Source organism: Cyanobium gracile PCC 6307 (assembly GCF_000316515.1).
Classification (GTDB): domain Bacteria; phylum Cyanobacteriota; class Cyanobacteriia; order PCC-6307; family Cyanobiaceae; genus Cyanobium; species Cyanobium gracile.
Map to the genome: position 1 here is coordinate 283,550 of NC_019675.1, position 16,419 is coordinate 299,968.

Below are 16,419 nucleotides of genomic sequence, written 5' to 3' on the forward strand. Positions count from 1 at the left end.
CAAAGGCCCTGGCCTGCAGGGAGACCTCTCCGCGGTTGTTCCAGACCCATTGGCCCCCGCGTTTGACAAACTCCCTGACCACTGGATGAGCACCACCGGCCACCTGGGCCAGCTCTTGTTCTGTCAGCGGGGTGAGCCCTCCAGCCTGGGAAGTGGCGGAGGGTGTGGGACGAAGCTTCATGATGACTCATGCAAAGGTGATGGGTGGCGGGGCCTGGTTGGGCTCGCCACACACTCCTCTCGTTCCGAGTTCCATCCGGTGATTCCATGGCACAAAAATGCGGGGTCGCTCAACCAACCCCGCACGAAGAATCCATCTTAACGAATGCTTTCAGCGGTTTCTGAAAGGAATACGATACCGTTGTTGATTCCATGAAATCAATCTCTTCCAGTTCTCTGGAGGAGTTGGTGGTCGCCAAGTGATTCCTCCTGTGACCTGATACAGATCTTGATCTGAAAAGGGAATCAGTCCATGCGAGGGCATGGTCCTAGGGTTGTGGTTATTGCGGTTCATGGTTGATCGCATTTCGTGCGGTTGAAATGGTCGAAGGGGTTCCAGTTGATGGAGCCCTCTTCCCCTTCGTTCCGGATCCGACAACCTGATTCCATGCAACAACAAGGAATCAGGGCACAGCTGGCTGAACGAGGAGGCCCTGAACCCTCGGCTGTTGCCACCCGTGAAGAAATGTCCCTCCCTCCAATGTCTTCCCCTTGAGGCTGAATCCCCATCTTGGCGCCCCAACGGCGAGGTTCCTCAGCATGAGCCGCTGGATCAGCTGTTTGAGCAACAGTTGATGACGGCAATCGATCAGCAGCAGGGCGCCCAGGGCTTTCGCATGGCGCCTGGTCTGGGTGCTGAGGCAGATCCGCTCCTGAGAGCTGTGAAGGTGCTGGCGAGACGCCATGGCACCCGAGTGGAGTGGCTAGGCGATCATCCCCCCCAGGGGAAAGCCGATCTGCGGCTTGCGCTCACAGGCTCAGGGTTGCTTTGGCGTGAGGTGCTGATCGATGGCCAACGGTTGAATTGGGATGGTGGAGATCTCATTGGAATCGAGTCGGATGCGCCCCACCAGCCGGTGCTCCTGCTCTCGGAATGCAACGGCTATCTCCTCTGGAAGCCGGCCGAGATGGCTGGGCCTGTGCCCTTCAATGGTCGGTGTCTGCGCGGCAGTCGCCTTCCTGAGCGGATGCTTGCCATTCAGCCCGCCCTCCCAGAGACAGGGCTGAACGCCAGGGTGCTTCTGCGCTTCAGCTTCGGAGCGGCCACTCAGCCGATGCCGTTGCTAGCGGCCTGCTCCATCCTCGGGTTGCTGTTGGGCTTCGGCCTGGCGATCGGCCAGGAGGGAGGTGCAGCCCAGTGGATCTTCGGAGTGGGGGCTGCCGGCTTGCTGCTGGGCATCAGCCTGGTCGTTCTCAGCAATGGCTTCCGGCTGGCAGTCATCACCAGCTTGATGAGCACGTTGCTGGGATTCCTGCTGCCCAGCTTCAACACCATCCTCACCAATGGGGCCCTGCCCAATCGTGATCTGGGGTTGGTGTGGCAGCTCGGGGGGGTGCTGCTGGCAGCCGCCATGGCTGATGTGTGCCTGCAATGGACTCAGTCGTTGTCGCTGCTTGCCATCCAGCTGCGGGGTGCCATGCGCCTGCAGTACGGGGTCTTCGATCGTCTGCTGAAGTTGCCCACCACATTTTTTCAGAGGTTCGGGGCAGGGGAGCTGGCGCTGCGCTTCGACGCCATCAGCCAGCTGAACGACGAGCTGCAGACGCTGCTCTCCGGGGGGCTGCTGAAAACGCTCTTGAGCCTCCTCTACCTGCTCTTCATGCTGAAGATCAGCAAGGTGCTCACCGCGCTGGCCGTTGCCCTCGCCCTGCTGCTTCTGATTCCCACCGGCGTGGTGGGCTGGCAGAGCCGCCGTTTCGAGCGGAGACGGGAGAGCGCAGCGGCGGAGGCCTCCTCCACGAATCTGGAGCTGATCAGCAGCGTGGCCAAGCTGCGGGTGGCGGGCGCGGAAACCAGGGCAGCGCGGCACTGGGGAGAGGCCTACAGCCCCAGTGTGGCCTATGCCTTTGCCCTGGATGCCCGGGCGGGCATCTCCGAACTCCTGCAGACCATCGTGCCGGGCCTTGGTCAGCTGCTGCTTTACATGGTGATTGCACGACTGATCGCGGATGCTGCACGCAATCCGGGCTCTCCGGCACCAGATCTGGGAGAGCTGCTTGGTTTCTTCTCCGCCTTCGGTGTGTTCATCGGCTCGATGGCGAGCATGGCGGATCTTGCGGTTGGGGCCTTTGATCTGCCGGTGTTGGTGGAGCGTGCGTGGCCGATTCTGACAACTGAACCAGAACGGCAGCGGCAGGCCATCGACCCTGGAGACCTCAAGGGATCCGTGGCTTTGGAGGAGGTCTGGTACCGCTATGGGCCCGAGCAGGAGGCGGTGCTGAAAGGCGTGACGTTGCAGGCAAGCCCCGGTGAATGCCTGGCGATTGTCGGGCCATCCGGCAGTGGTAAATCCACCATCGTGCGCCTGCTGCTCGGCCTTGATCAGCCCGAGAGCGGAGAGGTGCGCTACGACGGTCGGGCACTGGCTGAGCTTCGTATCGACCGGGTGCGCGCCCAGATCGGCTGCGTGTTGCAGGACGCCCGGTTGTTCGCCGGCTCCATCCACGAGGCGATCGCCGCCGGTGCGCTGATCACCCCGGAGCAGGCCTGGCGAGCGGCTGAACTGGCGGCCATCGCCGACGACATCCGCGCCATGCCGATGCAGATGCACACCGTGTTGCCAGAGGGCGGGGGCACACTTTCCGGCGGCCAGCGGCAGCGACTGGCGATCGCCCGTGCCCTGGCGCGCACCCCCAGGGTGTTGATCTTCGATGAAGCCACCAGCGCCCTCGACAACCGCACACAAAGGGAGGTCGCAGAGAATCTGCACTCCCTTCCCGCCACCCGCATTCTGGTGGCCCATCGCATCAGCACGATTCGTCAGGCCGACCGGATCGTGGTGGTGGAAGAGGGGCGCATCAGCCAGCAAGGCACGTTTCAAGACCTGATGCGGCAGCCGGGCCCGTTCACCCAACTCATGGCCAGACAGGAGGCCTGAAACCATGCAACTCTTTCGACGTCAGGCGCTCGAATCCGTCACGAGCGCTGAACAGTTCCATCAACCGCAGCGACTGATCCGCCCGAATCTCTGGCTGCTGCTGGTGGGGATCCTTGGCTTCAGTGGCTATCTCGTGCAGTGGTCCCTTCAGGGGCGGCTGCCGGTGCGGATCGAGGGTCGTGGCCTTCTGGTGCGCCCAGGCAGTCTGCAACCGGTCCAGAGCCGGAGCGCAGGCCCTCTCACGAGCCTGTCGATCCAGACCGGCAGTTGTGTCCGCAAGGGTGAGGTGGTCGCACGCATCGATCCCCTGCAGCAGCGGCTGAAACGGGAGGAAGAGGTGCAGGCCCTCGCTCTGCTGGCAGCCCAGGATGACCAGGAGGGAGCGCGGGAACGCAACCTGCTGGCGATGGTGGAAGCCGACCTCGCGCGCCTGCTGCCCTATCGGGGCACGGGTGCGATCGCTGAGCAGAGCTTCATCGACAAGGAAAAGGAAATTCAACGGGTGCGCACGGAAACGGCGGCATCCGCCAACCGCAGGCTGCAGGCCATCCAGGCCCGGCAGGCCGCGATCCGCAGTCTCGATCAGGAGATGGCGCAGAACGCCGTCGTGCTGGCACCGGCAAGCGGCTGTGTGGTCAATGTCAATGCCCAGCCTGGGCAAATGGTGCAGGTTGGGGCCTCGCTGCTTGAGATCGACAAATCACGCCCCAGCGATCCGCTGATCAGTCTTGCCTTCTTTCCGGTGAAGGATGGCAAGCGGCTGCAGATCGGCCAACGGGTGCGCGTCACTCCCAGCACCACCCAGGCCCAGCGTCATGGAGGGATTGTGGGAACGATCGTGGAGATCCAGCCCCTTCCGGTGAATCGCGACACCCTGCTCCATCGGCTCGGGATTCCTTCGTTGGTCAACACGGTGGAAGCGGCCAACCGCGGGGAAGGGGGCCAGGGACATGAGCCCATGATCCAGGTGCGCACCTCCCTGGCCCGCAGTGCAGCCACCCGAAGCGGATACGACTGGGGCGGAGGCGCCGACCCCGATCTCGTTCTCAGTGCCGGCACCACCACCACCGTGAAGGTGGACGTGGAAGAGCGGCAACCGATCAGCTACCTGATCCCACAACTTCGCAATCTCTCTGGGATCTATTGATCCATGAAACACACCCCCACCGTTCTGCAGATGGAAACCACGGAGTGCGGAGCCGCCTCCCTGGCCGTGATCCTTCAGCACCATGGGCGCCATGTGCCTATGAGCCAGCTCCGCGATGCCTGTTGCGTGAGCCGGGATGGCACGAATGCCGCCGCGATCCAGGCCGCAGCGCGGCTCTATGGGCTGGAGGTGGATGGATTTATGGCGGAGGATACGAAGGATCTGCGCCGTTGGGAACGGCCGGTGATTCTGCATTGGCAGTTCAATCACTTCCTGGTGCTGGAGGGCATCAGCGGCAGGAACGTGATGCTGAATGATCCCGCCATCGGGCGACGAAGGGTGACGCTCGCGGAATTCGAACGCTCCTTCACAGGTGTCTTTCTCGATCTGAAACCTGGGAGCAGCTTCCGGCGTGGAGGGCATCCCCCAAGGTTCTGGGGAGCCATCGCCCAGCGGCTGGCGCTGGAAAAGGCCGGCGTGCTTTTCACCCTGATCACCGGGCTGTTGCTCGTGCTTCCTCAGGTGCTGATCCCCGTGTTCTCCCAGGTCTACATCGATGAGATCTGGGGACAGGGGATGCAGGCGTGGCTCAAGCCCATGCTGTGGGCTTTGGTGCTCGTGCTCCTGCTGCAGACATTGCTGAAGCATCTGCAGCTGACGGCGATCCGTCGGCTCACTCGCCGCCTGGACAGCCGATTTTCGGCCCAGTTTGAGCGGCATGTGCTGTCGTTGCCGGAGCGGTATTTCAGCCAGCGCTATGCCGGCGACATCAACGGCAGGGTGGAGTTGAACCGGGAGGTGGCTTCCTTCCTGGCGGAACAGCTCATCCCCCTGCTGAGCGGGGTGATGCTGCTGGTCTTCTATCTGGTGCTGACGCTTTCGTACAGCCCATGGCTGGGTGGGGTGGTGGGGATCAGCACAGGCCTGAATGCCCTGCTGGTTGCCTTCACCCACCATGCCCATCAGGAAGACAGTCTTCGCTTGCAGCAGGATGGGGCCAAAGCCCAGAGTGTGGTGACAGCCGCCATCCGCGACATCGAGACGGTGAAGACTGCAGCGGTGGAAACGGATCTCGCCACGCGATACGGCGGCCACCTCAGCACGGCATTGAATGGAAGCCAGCGGATCGGACTGCGCCAAGCCCGGCTGGAACTCGTGCCTGGCTTGCTGAACCAGGTGAACAATCTGGCGGTGCTGATTGTGGGGTTTGTGCTGCTGCTCCGAGGCGAGATGACCCTTGGCATGGTGCTGGCGGCCCAGCAGGTGAGTGGTGGGTTGAAGGGCGAGGTTGATCGCTGGGTCGCCTTCGTGCGGGAGTTGCCAACGATGCAGGCCTCCCTGCTGCGACTAGAAGATGTGCTGGGGGAGCCTGTGGATCCCCTGGTGAATGGCAGGCTCTGCTCCATGGACTCAGAGGGTGGGAGCCGTCTGTCGGGTGCGATCACGCTGGAGGCCATGAGCTTTGGCTACATCCCCACCCAGCAGCCACTGCTTGGGCCGATCGATCTGAGGGTGGCTCCAGGGCAACGGCTGGCCCTTGTGGGCGGAAGCGGCTCGGGAAAGAGTACCCTGGCACGGCTGCTCGCCGGTTTGGAGCGCCCCGATGTAGGCGAGATTCTTTACGACGGTCATGCGCTGGAGGCCATTCCCCGCTCGGTGGCGGTTGGCTCGATTGCTCTCGTGCAACAGGAGGTGCAGCTCTATGGGGTGTCGGTGCGCGACAATCTCACCCTCTGGAATCAGGCCATCCCGCATGAGCAGCTCGAGGAAGCCTGTCGCGACGCCCAGATCCTCGATGACATCCGCAAGCTGCCCCAGGGGTTCGACACCCTGCTGAGCGAGGGTGGCCAGAGCTTGTCGGGTGGTCAACGCCAGCGGCTGGAGATCGCCCGGGCCCTGGTGCAGAACCCTGCCATCCTGATTTTGGATGAGGCCAGCTCAGCGCTGGATGCCATCACCGAGCAGCGGCTCAGCGAGGCTCTGCGGCGACGGGGATGTACGCAGATCGTGATCGCTCATCGGCTCAGCGCGATTCGCGATGCCGATCAGATCCTGGTGCTCGAGCACGGCAGGGTGGTGCAGCGGGGGCGCCATGAAGACCTTCTCACGGATTCATCGGGAGTCTATGCAGGATTAGTGGCAGATGAGTAGAATCAAAATGTTCGCGTTGAGGATCTTTGTAGATAAACAAAAGATTTAGCGAAGTAGACTTCCAAAGCGTGTCTTCAGCGACAATACCTCTCCTTTGAAACCATCACAGCATGATGCCCCAGCTTGACCAGCCCACCACTCGCAGCTCTTTAATACGCCAGGCAACATTGTTGATGTTGACCACCGCCCTGGGATTGATTCTCTGGCCTCAGCTCACCCTGGCCCAGGCCAATAAAGTTCCAAACACACTGGGCGCAAAGTATGATATCCCTGGACGATACATCAGGAATGTGACGCAGATTAATTCAGTAAAGCGCTATTCGAAAATACGGGTCAACGAAAACATCTATCAAGTTAAAGTAGTTGTTCCCTATGAACCTGGTTGCGATATGGACTTCGACTTTCTGGTGGATTGTAGCAATGGAAGGATGGCAAGGGCTCAAGGGATTGAGGTTGCTGAAAGCAGGCTCGAAGCCGCATACTATACATATCATAAGGCGCACCTGCGGCCGCTAACATCAAGCCTGCTATGAACTCAAGCAGAAGCCCCATCATGACCAGCTTCATCACAGCTCTATGCTTTTATTCACTGACAGCAACTCGAAGAGTGCTGGCGCTGAAAAGCGCAACCGCTCTCCCCTTGAGTCTATTGACCTATGTGATAATTGTTCAGTTCATCCTGTCTTCTCGCCCCGCTAAGGCCTATGAGGAGCAAAGGGAGACACGATGCTGGAGCTTAGTCGGCAACAGGAAACAGGTCGATGAGGTCTGCACTTACAAGTTGGTTTCTTGGACAGGTGGAGGAGTCATTCGATTGTTCGTTAGCAATGGGCAAAAGCATGATATTGCATTTGGGCTTCAGGGTAGGGGCGAGAATCCTTGTCCAGCAACAAACTATTCTCTCAATGGGGCCTGTGGCCGAGAGTATTTCAGAGACCCGGCTACAGCAGCAAAGCTCTCTTCAGCCCAAGGCCGAAGCATCTTAAATCAAGGCCGACGAGTCATGATTTGCATTGCCGCCAGATCACAGTCAATCTGCTATGGATGTTGAGTGTTTTATCTGCCGAGGCCATTTCTAAGTGCTCATCATGAATTATTCGACACTTGCTGTAGGCGCATTCTAAGTCATCACACTAATTGTAGTTCTAGAAATGGTCGATCCGCTCGTCGCATCTCCAGTTTGGACGACGTTTCGGGGGGAGCCTTACCCACTCAGCGTAGGTCCAAGCAGGACATGGTATTACACACCTGAATACTACATTGACTTTAAGAGCAGGCGCAAGCTGGCTGGAGCAGCGTCAACCTTTGTTGTGAATGCCAGAATACGGAATGAAGACATGAATCCTTCTCTCATTCACCAGCTAGTCGTTAACTGCTCAACGATGAATTTCAAGTGGTTAATCGCTGGCATGGATTCTCCGTGGACCAAGTTCAAGAGAACTTCTGCAGAAGCAAGGATTGCGAACGCGATGTGCAATGATTAGACTTGTTAGTTGCCTGGATTTGGCCTGCGAATATGTCTTGTTGGTCTAGGGCGGTAGCTGTCAGAAAAGATGACGCCCCTGACGCTGATTAGGCGGGCATGACCAACGTAGCTGGATCCATGGCTTTTTCCGGTGGCGGTGGATTGATCCAGACCACCTTCGGCTGACCCCAGCAGCGGGTTCCGCGGCTCCAGCGGCGGGGGTGTCGCTGGGGTCCTGCGCGTAGACACGGGCGCGGTGAGGACAGAGTTCAACGGCCTGACCGCTGTGGCGCTGATCAGGCGTCACGAACCGGATGAAACTGTGGCGGTGGCTGTGGTTGTACCAGGCCACGAATGCACAGGCCCAGCGGCAGGCCTCTTCCTGGCTGCGGAAGCGCCGCCTGGGGTAGGCTGGTCGGTACTTGACCGTGCGCAACAGCGACTCCGAGTAGGGCTAGTCGTTGCTGACCCGGGGCCTGGAGAAGGATCTGAGCACCCCCAGCTCCTCCAGCCGCCTCTCCAGCGTGGCAGCCCGCATGGCGTTGCCGTTGTCGGCATGGAGTATCAGGGGCAGGGACCGGCTTTTGCTGATCCGCTCCCGCAGGCTGGCCCTGCTGACCAGATCAGCGGCGATCTGGGCTTCTTCCCGCTCGGCCACGTCCCAGGCCACCACCTTGCGGCTCCAGACGTCGATCACCAGATACAGGTAGAGCCAGACGCCACGAACGCTGGTGGGCAGGTAGGTGATGTCCCAGCTCCAGATCTGGTTCGGCCCTCGGGCCTCCAGCCGCGGCACCGGGCGGGGTTGCTGAGGCGGCCGGGCACGGCCACGGCGATGGGCCTGGCCATGGTCATGGAGCACCCGGTAGAAGCTGCGCTCAGAACCGATATACAGGCCTCGATCTGCAAGGATCGGCACGATCTGGCCCGGCGGCAACGCCGCGAACTCGCTCTGGGTGCAGGTGAGCAGGATCCGCTGGCGCTCCTTGTCACTGTGCCGGTGAGACACCAGGCGGTAGCTGCCTTTACGGCCGTCGGTGCCGTCCCCATCATCCGCGAACTGTTGCCGCCAGCGCTGCAGCGTGGTGAGCCCCACGCCCAGCAGAGCGGCCACCTCCCGAGCACGTTCACCGGCCGCCATGGCGGCATCAAGGATCTCCAGGGGCTTGCGGCGATCCTCATGTGTCCGACGACAATCTGGTTGAGGGCGCATTGCATCTTAAGAGCTGTTACCTCGCTAGGGTTGTTGCATCAGAAGTAGCAACCGCCTGTGGCACCGGCACGGGGCGACGCGCAAGGCGTGAAGCCAGGCCGACCGGCCTCTCTCAAACAAGGAGAGCGGATGGCGCTGGCGATCAGCGCGGCAACAGCCCGTTACAGGAGCCTCAGCCGGGTAGGGAAACAGCGGCTGCTGGATGAGCTGCAAGCCTTGACCGGCTATCACCGCAAATCCCTGCTGCGCCGGTTAAACCAGCGGCCCGACGAGCGGCAGACCAGCCTGCGCGGGCAGCACCGCCGCCGCTACGGCCCCGAGGTGGTGGAGGCCTTGGTGCCACTGTGGGAGGCCAGTGATCGGCTGTGCGGCAAGCGCCTCCATGCCCTTCTGCCGCAGTTGGTGGAATCGCTGGAGCACCACGGCCACGTGCAGCTGGAGCCGGGCATCCGGGCGCGGGTGTTGACGATGAGCAGCGCCACGATTGACCGGCTTCTGGCTCCAGTCCGCAAAAGTAGCGGGGGCAATGGATGGCGCCGCCCTCCCCGTGCCTACAGCGGTGTACGCCGTCGGGTGCAGGTGCGCACGTTCAAAGGCTGGGATGAGCACAAGGATCCCGGCTGGCTGGAGATCGACCTGGTGGCCCATTGCGGCGGCCGCCTGGAGGGGAGGTTCATCTGGACCCTGGTGGCCACCGACATCGCCACCGGCTGGAGCGAGAGCCTGCCGGTGATCACGCGGGATGGGGCCTCGGTGTTGGCGGCAATCCAGCGGTTGCGTCAGCACCTTCCCTTCCCCTTGCGCGGGATCGATGCGGATAACGATCCAGCCTTCATGAACGCCCTGATTGAGCAGTGGTGCGATGCACCGGAGCAGGGGATCGAGCTCACCCGCTCGCGGGCGTACCAGAGCAACGATCAGGCCTGGGTGGAACAAAAAAACGGGGTGCTGATCCGCCGGGTGGTGGGCTACGAGCGATTGGTGGGCCTGGAGGCGGCCCAGCTGCTGGGGGAGCTCTACGCGGCGCTGCGGCTGTTCACCAACCTGTTTCAGCCATCGTTCAAGCTCAAAAGCAGCGTGCGGGAAGGGGGCCGTATCAAGCGGCTGCACCACCCGCCACGAACACCGCTGCAACAGCTGCTGCGCACCGGAGTGCTCAGCGATCAGGAAGCCCAGGACCTCAAAGAGCTGAGAAAGCGGTGCGACCCCGTGGCGCTGCTGGCCACGATTCGGAGCTGCCAGAGCCGGCTGGCCCTGTTGATCAGCGGCCAACACACCAGTGCCATGGCGGGGGAGCCGCTGAGCTGGCGGACACCTGAGCAAGAAAAGCGAGAGCTGGAAGGGTTTCTGCAGGGGTTACAGGCGCTGTGGCGCCAGAGCAGGCCACTACAGAAAAAGCCCAAACCGCGGCAGGGCCGCCGCAGCCGGGTAGATCCCTTTGAGGCCCATGCTGAGCTGATCCCCCAATGGCTGACAGCAGAACCAGATGTGGGCAGCCAGGAGCTCCTGGACAGGCTGATCGATCTGGATCCCCAGCGCTATGGGGCCCAACACAAACGCACGCTGCAGCGGCGAATCAGAGATTGGCGTGTGGCAAGGGTGGAAAAGTGTGTAGCCAGTGCATCCGAACGGCCGGAAACCAAACCAGGAACAAGGGAAGGAGTGTTACCAGGCGTCAATTAAGACAGGTAACAAGTTATTGATGCAAAGCGCCCGTCAACCTGATTGACACGGGACACTCATGTGCGGTCGGTCCCCCTCGTCCTCGCCCCAGTTGGCCTGGATCTTTTTTGACGCGTTCAGCAATGCCGCCGCCTCTGCCAACGCCTTGTCCTTACGCCGCAGCTCCTGTTGCAGCCGCTTGATTTCGCGCTGGTCCTCCTGCTGCCGCTTCTGGAGGTCCTTCTGATCAACCATGGTCAGCAGCGGCTGGGCATTGGCATCCTGGGCCGCCTGACGCCAGCGGTCCACCTGCTCTGGAACAGGCCGCGCTCGCGGGAGTATCCAGCCAGTTCAGTCGCGTTCAGACTGGCGGTCTCCAACACCACCGTGAACTTGTCGGCCGGACCCCAGCCTTCGGGATCCTTCTGGGTGGCGGGCACCACCTCCCCCTGCAACCGCCAGGCCTTCCTCCACTTGTAGAGGGTGATCACATGGATGCCCAGCTCCTGGTCGATCTACGCCACGCCCTGACGGTGAGGCGGGCTCATCCGCCGGCGGACATCAGCCTTGACGGCCTCGGTGTAGGGACGCATTGATCGATTCCATCAGGCCCCCTGGTGGTTGAAATGGTCAGAATGGAGAGGCCTCAACTCTCCTGGCAGAAGGGGCATAGATGCTGAAAGGTTAATCGACAGCAACGGAGTACCGCGGAGTAGACTAGATTAGATGCTCTCAGTGCTGCAGGATGACTAAACTGATTGCCATGATGCTCATTGCAGCCGCCTCTGGTACGGCCACACTCGCTCAAAGCGTTGTTGATCCCGCCCCTAAATATCCAATATGCACATATGGAAATCGCATAAAAGGCACTCAGAAGAGATTCCCCTGTAGAGTTGTCACTAACGGGTCGAATGGAAAGGTGATATTCATTGATGAATACGCAAGCAGATCACTTAATTCAAAAATGCTCTCCAGACACGACGAAAAACAAGGATGGTATGCGCCAGCGATGAGGAATGGCGAATGCTTGCTTAGAGGGCAGGGCGCTGAATACATTTGCATTGGCAATCCTTGGTCGGGCATTTAATGACAAGGCCAAGCCTGGAACGCACAATAGCTATGAAGCAACATGTATGCTTTTCATTAGAGATTAGATCCAGCAACCGAAAGCGAATCGTCGACTTGTAATTCTATTTATGCTAAAGATTGTTCACGGTAAATCAGCATGGGGCTTTGCCCTCGTTTAGTTTCGCGAAAGCAGCTGAGCATCATAAGGGTCAATAAAGGTAATGTCAAAATCCTCAATACCACCTATTCAGCGTTGCCCTGTGGCAGCACCTGTGGCTACCAGGTGAGGAAATCGATCTGCTTGACCTATACATCTGCTGCTCAGTCACTCATCTTTAGCTTGGCTGCCCCATTTCTGACTGCTATCACCAGTTCCTTAGGGTTGAGAAACAGAGGAGAGTGATGGTGCTATGAGGAAGCAGGGAGAATCTTGATTACATATGCTCGCTTCTGGTATGGACAAGGGAACTGGCGAAGATCAGCAGTGATCCAAACGAAACGGCGGTGGCAGAGATAATCATCAGCGTGACTTTGGTGATTTCGATTTGGATCAAAGTCATGGTGTCTAGAGTGGACGCAGACTTGAGAATTTGCCCACATCTGCTTATCGTTCCAATCCCTCAGGAGTGATTCCAGGCATCAGCAGCTGGCAGATCACTGACAGTGGCCACTTTTCACCACATCCCCTTTCTGTAATTATATATAGATAGTCTTAACCTTACGGCGATTGGTTCCTTCAGCATAGCTGAAAACGCTGTGGCCCAGAGTTCCTTAACACCCATCCAATTGGTGTAATTCAGGAGGTACTGCGCCCCATTCCGGAGGGTGAACAGGCGCAATTAAGGGGATGACTGCCTGGAAGCTGATTGCGCAGTCCGTTCTTCTTGCACCTATGTGTCCTGCTCCCGCTCCAGGGGCTGCTCAAAGGTGAGGCATCCGGATGATTGTGATCGACGCCGTCGCTGTGTTGATAGGTCAAGGGGGAGAAGTAAAAAGTATACATGCGTCGAGTCAGTGCATGTCGCCTCTATGAAAACGCTATCTCAATGAACTGACAACGATGGAGTTTGCCAAGGCCATCGCGGTTGTCTGCTGGGACGGCGAGTAAGTGATTACAAGATTCTTGTTCTCCGTGAATATCCAAGCCGCGAGATAGCCTTCTGGAGCAAGAGACGACCGTTCTGGGATCCGATACACCGATACAGGAAAGCCACCGTTTGTCTTGTGTTGAAGCAGTGGTTTCTGGCCGATTGAGAAGGTCATCTCTGGATCGAATACCTCCCGAAGGCGTATTCCTGGCATCTGACACAAGGCTGTGGCGCCCCGAGTCACGCCCACCTTAACTAGCAACACAGTAGGTAACGTTGTGCGAACGCCCTCATTGGCCACGATTGTGCTGCATGAAACTGCTCGATACCCACTCGGTAACAGCACTCCAATTCGTCTGCCCTTGGAATCTCGGTGATAAATCCTCGCTGAAGAGGCGACGACCGATGCAACTTCAGTGTGCTGGGGTAAGCCTACTGATGATTGGAATATTGAGGCTGACAAGAGAATGATGTTGAAGAGCATGGCAGCAGATGCTACGCACCTAAAAGCATGATAGATCTTACACTAAGTAGCGTCTCCCTGTGTCAGGTGGTTTGCCTGCTACTACTTCTATCTCAGCAGGTTATTCATTGTCCAGGGTAGTCAGACCGGAACGGCTTGAAGTGAGGCCCACCAACCGATGCCTCAAGTCCCTATGCTTAGCTACCCCAATGTCTGCTTGAACCAGTGGGGCCGTTTCCGGCTTGTGATCCATCATCTGGATTCCGGCCGCTGCCACAATGAGCTTGCCGCCGTGAACGGCTACTGCTGCGAATAAGCCTTCTGCTACAGCTTGTGCTGCACCTACCACTAGTTGATTTAAACTCTAGACCTTACTGCATAACCCTGCCATCAGGGAGGATCCACCTGTAGTTCTTGGTGCATATTGAGCCATATCCCTCTCTATAGAGACAACCCCTGCCTTCTGCCCAATCTTTGCCATAAACCCTGCCGGATCTCGCGTCTCGAATGACTCCCTTATTCAGCTGTCGATCAAATCTTACCGAACACGGGAATACAGACATTGGGCGACCGGTTATATTCATAACACATTCAGTCTTCAGTTCTGATGAATATGTAGGAGACGCACTCCATAGAATTAAATGAATGAGTAGCGCTTTTGCAGCTCTAGGCAACATGGCTGGATAGCTCACAATTGAATTGTCAAATACTTGATTATTAAATCTGAGCTCTAAGAACTGTGGAGTGGCTTCATAAGTGCCTCGGAACGGGCCGATAAGTGGCCATAAGAGTAGATGGAGAATCTTGCTTGATGGTTTTCATGATTTGGCTGGTCTTAGTCTCTCTTGGAATGACTCTCGCCCTGAAATCTAAATTGCTATGTCAGCGACATGACTGCGCAGTAGCTGCTGTTGCGCCGCATATATTTCTGCAATTCCATCGGTAACTCAGAGACGAAGATGAAATGCAATGGCCGATATGGTCGTCAGCGCAATGGAGTAAGTCACGGTTGAGACATATAGGGAAATCGATTGCCGGGTGACTGGCAATCTGAGCTGGAGATGAAGTTGAATGGTTCATGTGTAAATGGAAGTGGCAAGGTCTTTAGTTGCTGTTTACCAGCGTTAGCTTGTCAAAGCGGAGCAGTGGGCTAGGGAAACCTCACAAAGAAGCAGGTGCACCAGCCATTCTCCGCCTGATCTCACGCTTGTTGTGCGATCACCACAAGTTTGCCAGATACATCCCGCATGTCATCTCACTGTCTTCACGCAGGGATTCTCTCTCCCCATGGCTCTATAGGTAATGGATTGCGCACCAGAATAGACCGCCTTGCCAAGGAACTTTGATTGGCCACTGATGATAGCCCCTCCAACACTGTTCCCCATGCATGCACCCTTCATGATGGCATCCCAGTTTTGAGCCTTTCGGTTTGCTGCGGCTGCAGCTTGTGCTGCACGACGATTCTCTGCCTGGAGGCATTGATGGCGAGCATTGCCGCTCAGACCGGGGCACAAACCAGATCCTTGTGCATTCACCTCAAACACTGGAGCAAGAACAAGAGCAGCCAGTGAGAACAGTGCTGCCTGCCTGATCAACCGCGCATTCAAAGACGAGGGATAGAACTGGGTCATGGAAGGGGACGTGAATGCAAGCATTGCCTGCGGACATCTCCTTCTCGTTCCAGGCTTGAATGGGTGATTCCTGAATCGTGGAAACAAGGCCACGAGAGCAGCAGTCGCAAAACAGCTCTGAGGTCATTGCGGCACAATAGACAATCACCCGCGTTTATCCAACATCGGTCTGCGCTAGTAGCTTTTCGAGTTTTGGTGGGCGCGGTTTGCAGGTTGCAGTCCTGATGAGGTCAGATGGTGAGAACCAGCATGATCCGTTGATCTTCCACCATCTAGCGACTGACACCACAACCATCATCAAGGACTCGCCCTATGAATCCGTTTGCAGAGCTGAACCTCCTAGGACTGACAAGGCTATCTGAGGCAAAGAGGACGTCCACAATGCGCTTACGACAGGTGCCTCTGTATCGGGCGTAGGTTCCTGGAACAGTAGATTCAAACATTATACTGTCCCTTTTTCTGATAATGGTATTGGCCCCAAGCCATGCATATCCATCATCAGAATCACTGATGAAAGTTCGTGATCCATGTACATTCAGCCATTGCATGCCTTGTTACGGTGACTTTCAGGGAAGGTGTCACTCCTTAGCTGCCACTCAGGCGGCCTGAATCAAGGGTAGCGCCTTGATCACTTCGGGCTCTTCTGCTGGCTTGTTGATCCACACTTCTTCGGGTTGACGCCAGCAGCGGGTGCTTCGGCTCCATCGTGATGGATTTGCCCGGCGGGCTGTCTCGTAGACCTCGGAGCGCCTCTGGCAAATTGCCGTGGCCGCTCCGCTGTGGCGTTGATGGGGCGTCACGAATTTGATGCCGCTGTGGCGGTGCCGGTGGTTGTACCAGTCCACGAACGCTTTCACCCACTCGCATGCCTCGTCTTTACTGGCGAATGGCCGACTCGGGTAGTCGGGCCGGTACTTGACCGTTCGGAATAGGGATTCTGAGTAGGGGTTGTCATTTGAGACTCTTGGCCTGGAAAAGGATCTGAGCACTCCCATCTCCTCCAGCCGCGATTCCAACGTGGCCCCACGCATGGCATTGCCGTTGTCGGCGTGGAGGATCAGTGGAGGCTGGTGGCACTGGTGGCTGCCAAAGCCACTGGGCCGGCGGTAGCGCTCCTTGAGGCAGGCCCGCTGCACCAGATCAGCCGCGATCTCAGCCGACTCCACCTCGGCCACATCCCAGGCCACCACCTTGCGGCTCCAGACGTCGATCACCAGGTAGAGGTACAGCCAAACACCCCGCACCGTGGTCGGCAGATAGGTGATGTCCCACGACCAGACCGCATTGGGGCGATCCGCCATCAGACGCGGCACGGAGCGCGGTTCCTGCGGCAGCCGGGGCCCGGCCTCGGCGGTGGAACTGCCCCGCTGGTGCAACACCCAATAAAAAGCTGCTTTCAGAGCGGATGTAGAGCCCCTGATCAGCCAGGGCCG

9 protein-coding genes are annotated in these 16,419 nt (G+C 58.4%); 5 read left to right on the forward strand and 4 right to left on the reverse strand.

The features are described 5' to 3' along the window. Nucleotides 1–794 precede the first annotated feature (794 nt). The 4 genes from CYAGR_RS01235 to CYAGR_RS18020 all read left to right on the forward strand — a co-directional run bounded on the left by CYAGR_RS01235 (nucleotide 795) and on the right by CYAGR_RS18020 (nucleotide 6,929). On the forward strand, nucleotides 795–3,098 hold the full coding sequence (locus tag CYAGR_RS01235; RefSeq protein WP_156818346.1) for an ATP-binding cassette domain-containing protein: 2,304 nt from the start codon (nucleotides 795–797) through the stop codon (nucleotides 3,096–3,098). Between the two features lie 163 nt (nucleotides 3,099–3,261). Next, nucleotides 3,262–4,245: an HlyD family efflux transporter periplasmic adaptor subunit gene (locus CYAGR_RS01240; RefSeq protein ID WP_216593359.1), complete on the forward strand. Its 984-nt coding sequence runs from the start codon at nucleotides 3,262–3,264 to the stop codon at nucleotides 4,243–4,245. Between the two features lie 3 nt (nucleotides 4,246–4,248). Beyond that, nucleotides 4,249–6,396 (forward strand): NHLP family bacteriocin export ABC transporter peptidase/permease/ATPase subunit, encoded by a 2,148-nt coding sequence (locus CYAGR_RS01245; RefSeq protein ID WP_015107933.1) that lies wholly within the window; start codon nucleotides 4,249–4,251, stop codon nucleotides 6,394–6,396. Between the two features lie 113 nt (nucleotides 6,397–6,509). After that, nucleotides 6,510–6,929, forward strand: coding sequence for a hypothetical protein (locus CYAGR_RS18020; RefSeq protein ID WP_156818347.1), 420 nt, complete (start codon nucleotides 6,510–6,512; stop codon nucleotides 6,927–6,929). A 1,386-nt stretch (nucleotides 6,930–8,315) separates the two neighbouring features. On the opposite strand, the gene CYAGR_RS18965 is transcribed toward CYAGR_RS18020, so the two are convergent. After that, nucleotides 8,316–9,002 (reverse strand): DDE-type integrase/transposase/recombinase, encoded by a 687-nt coding sequence (locus CYAGR_RS18965; RefSeq protein WP_245552571.1) that lies wholly within the window; start codon nucleotides 9,000–9,002, stop codon nucleotides 8,316–8,318. 201 nt (nucleotides 9,003–9,203) lie between these two features. Here CYAGR_RS18965 and CYAGR_RS01255 point away from each other — a divergent pair, with 201 nt between their 5' ends. Continuing rightward, complete coding sequence (locus CYAGR_RS01255) at nucleotides 9,204–10,757, forward strand: integrase catalytic domain-containing protein (protein ID WP_015107936.1); 1,554 nt, start codon at nucleotides 9,204–9,206, stop codon at nucleotides 10,755–10,757. A gap of 33 nt (nucleotides 10,758–10,790) precedes the next feature. Here the strand turns inward: CYAGR_RS01255 and CYAGR_RS18970 are convergent, their stop codons facing one another. From CYAGR_RS18970 to CYAGR_RS18975, 3 genes are all read right to left on the reverse strand, one after another. Then, the gene (locus tag CYAGR_RS18970; protein ID WP_156818348.1) at nucleotides 10,791–11,045 is read right to left on the reverse strand and encodes a transposase; all 255 of its coding nucleotides are present in this window, start codon (nucleotides 11,043–11,045) and stop codon (nucleotides 10,791–10,793) included. Nucleotides 11,046–14,605: 3,560 nt separating this feature from the next. After that, nucleotides 14,606–14,986, reverse strand: coding sequence for a hypothetical protein (locus CYAGR_RS18030; protein WP_156818349.1), 381 nt, complete (start codon nucleotides 14,984–14,986; stop codon nucleotides 14,606–14,608). Nucleotides 14,987–15,582: 596 nt separating this feature from the next. After that, nucleotides 15,583–16,365 carry a DDE-type integrase/transposase/recombinase gene (locus CYAGR_RS18975; RefSeq protein WP_245552572.1) on the reverse strand — a complete coding sequence of 261 codons (783 nt, stop codon included), beginning with the start codon at nucleotides 16,363–16,365 and terminating at the stop codon, nucleotides 15,583–15,585. Nucleotides 16,366–16,419: the final 54 nt, after the last annotated feature.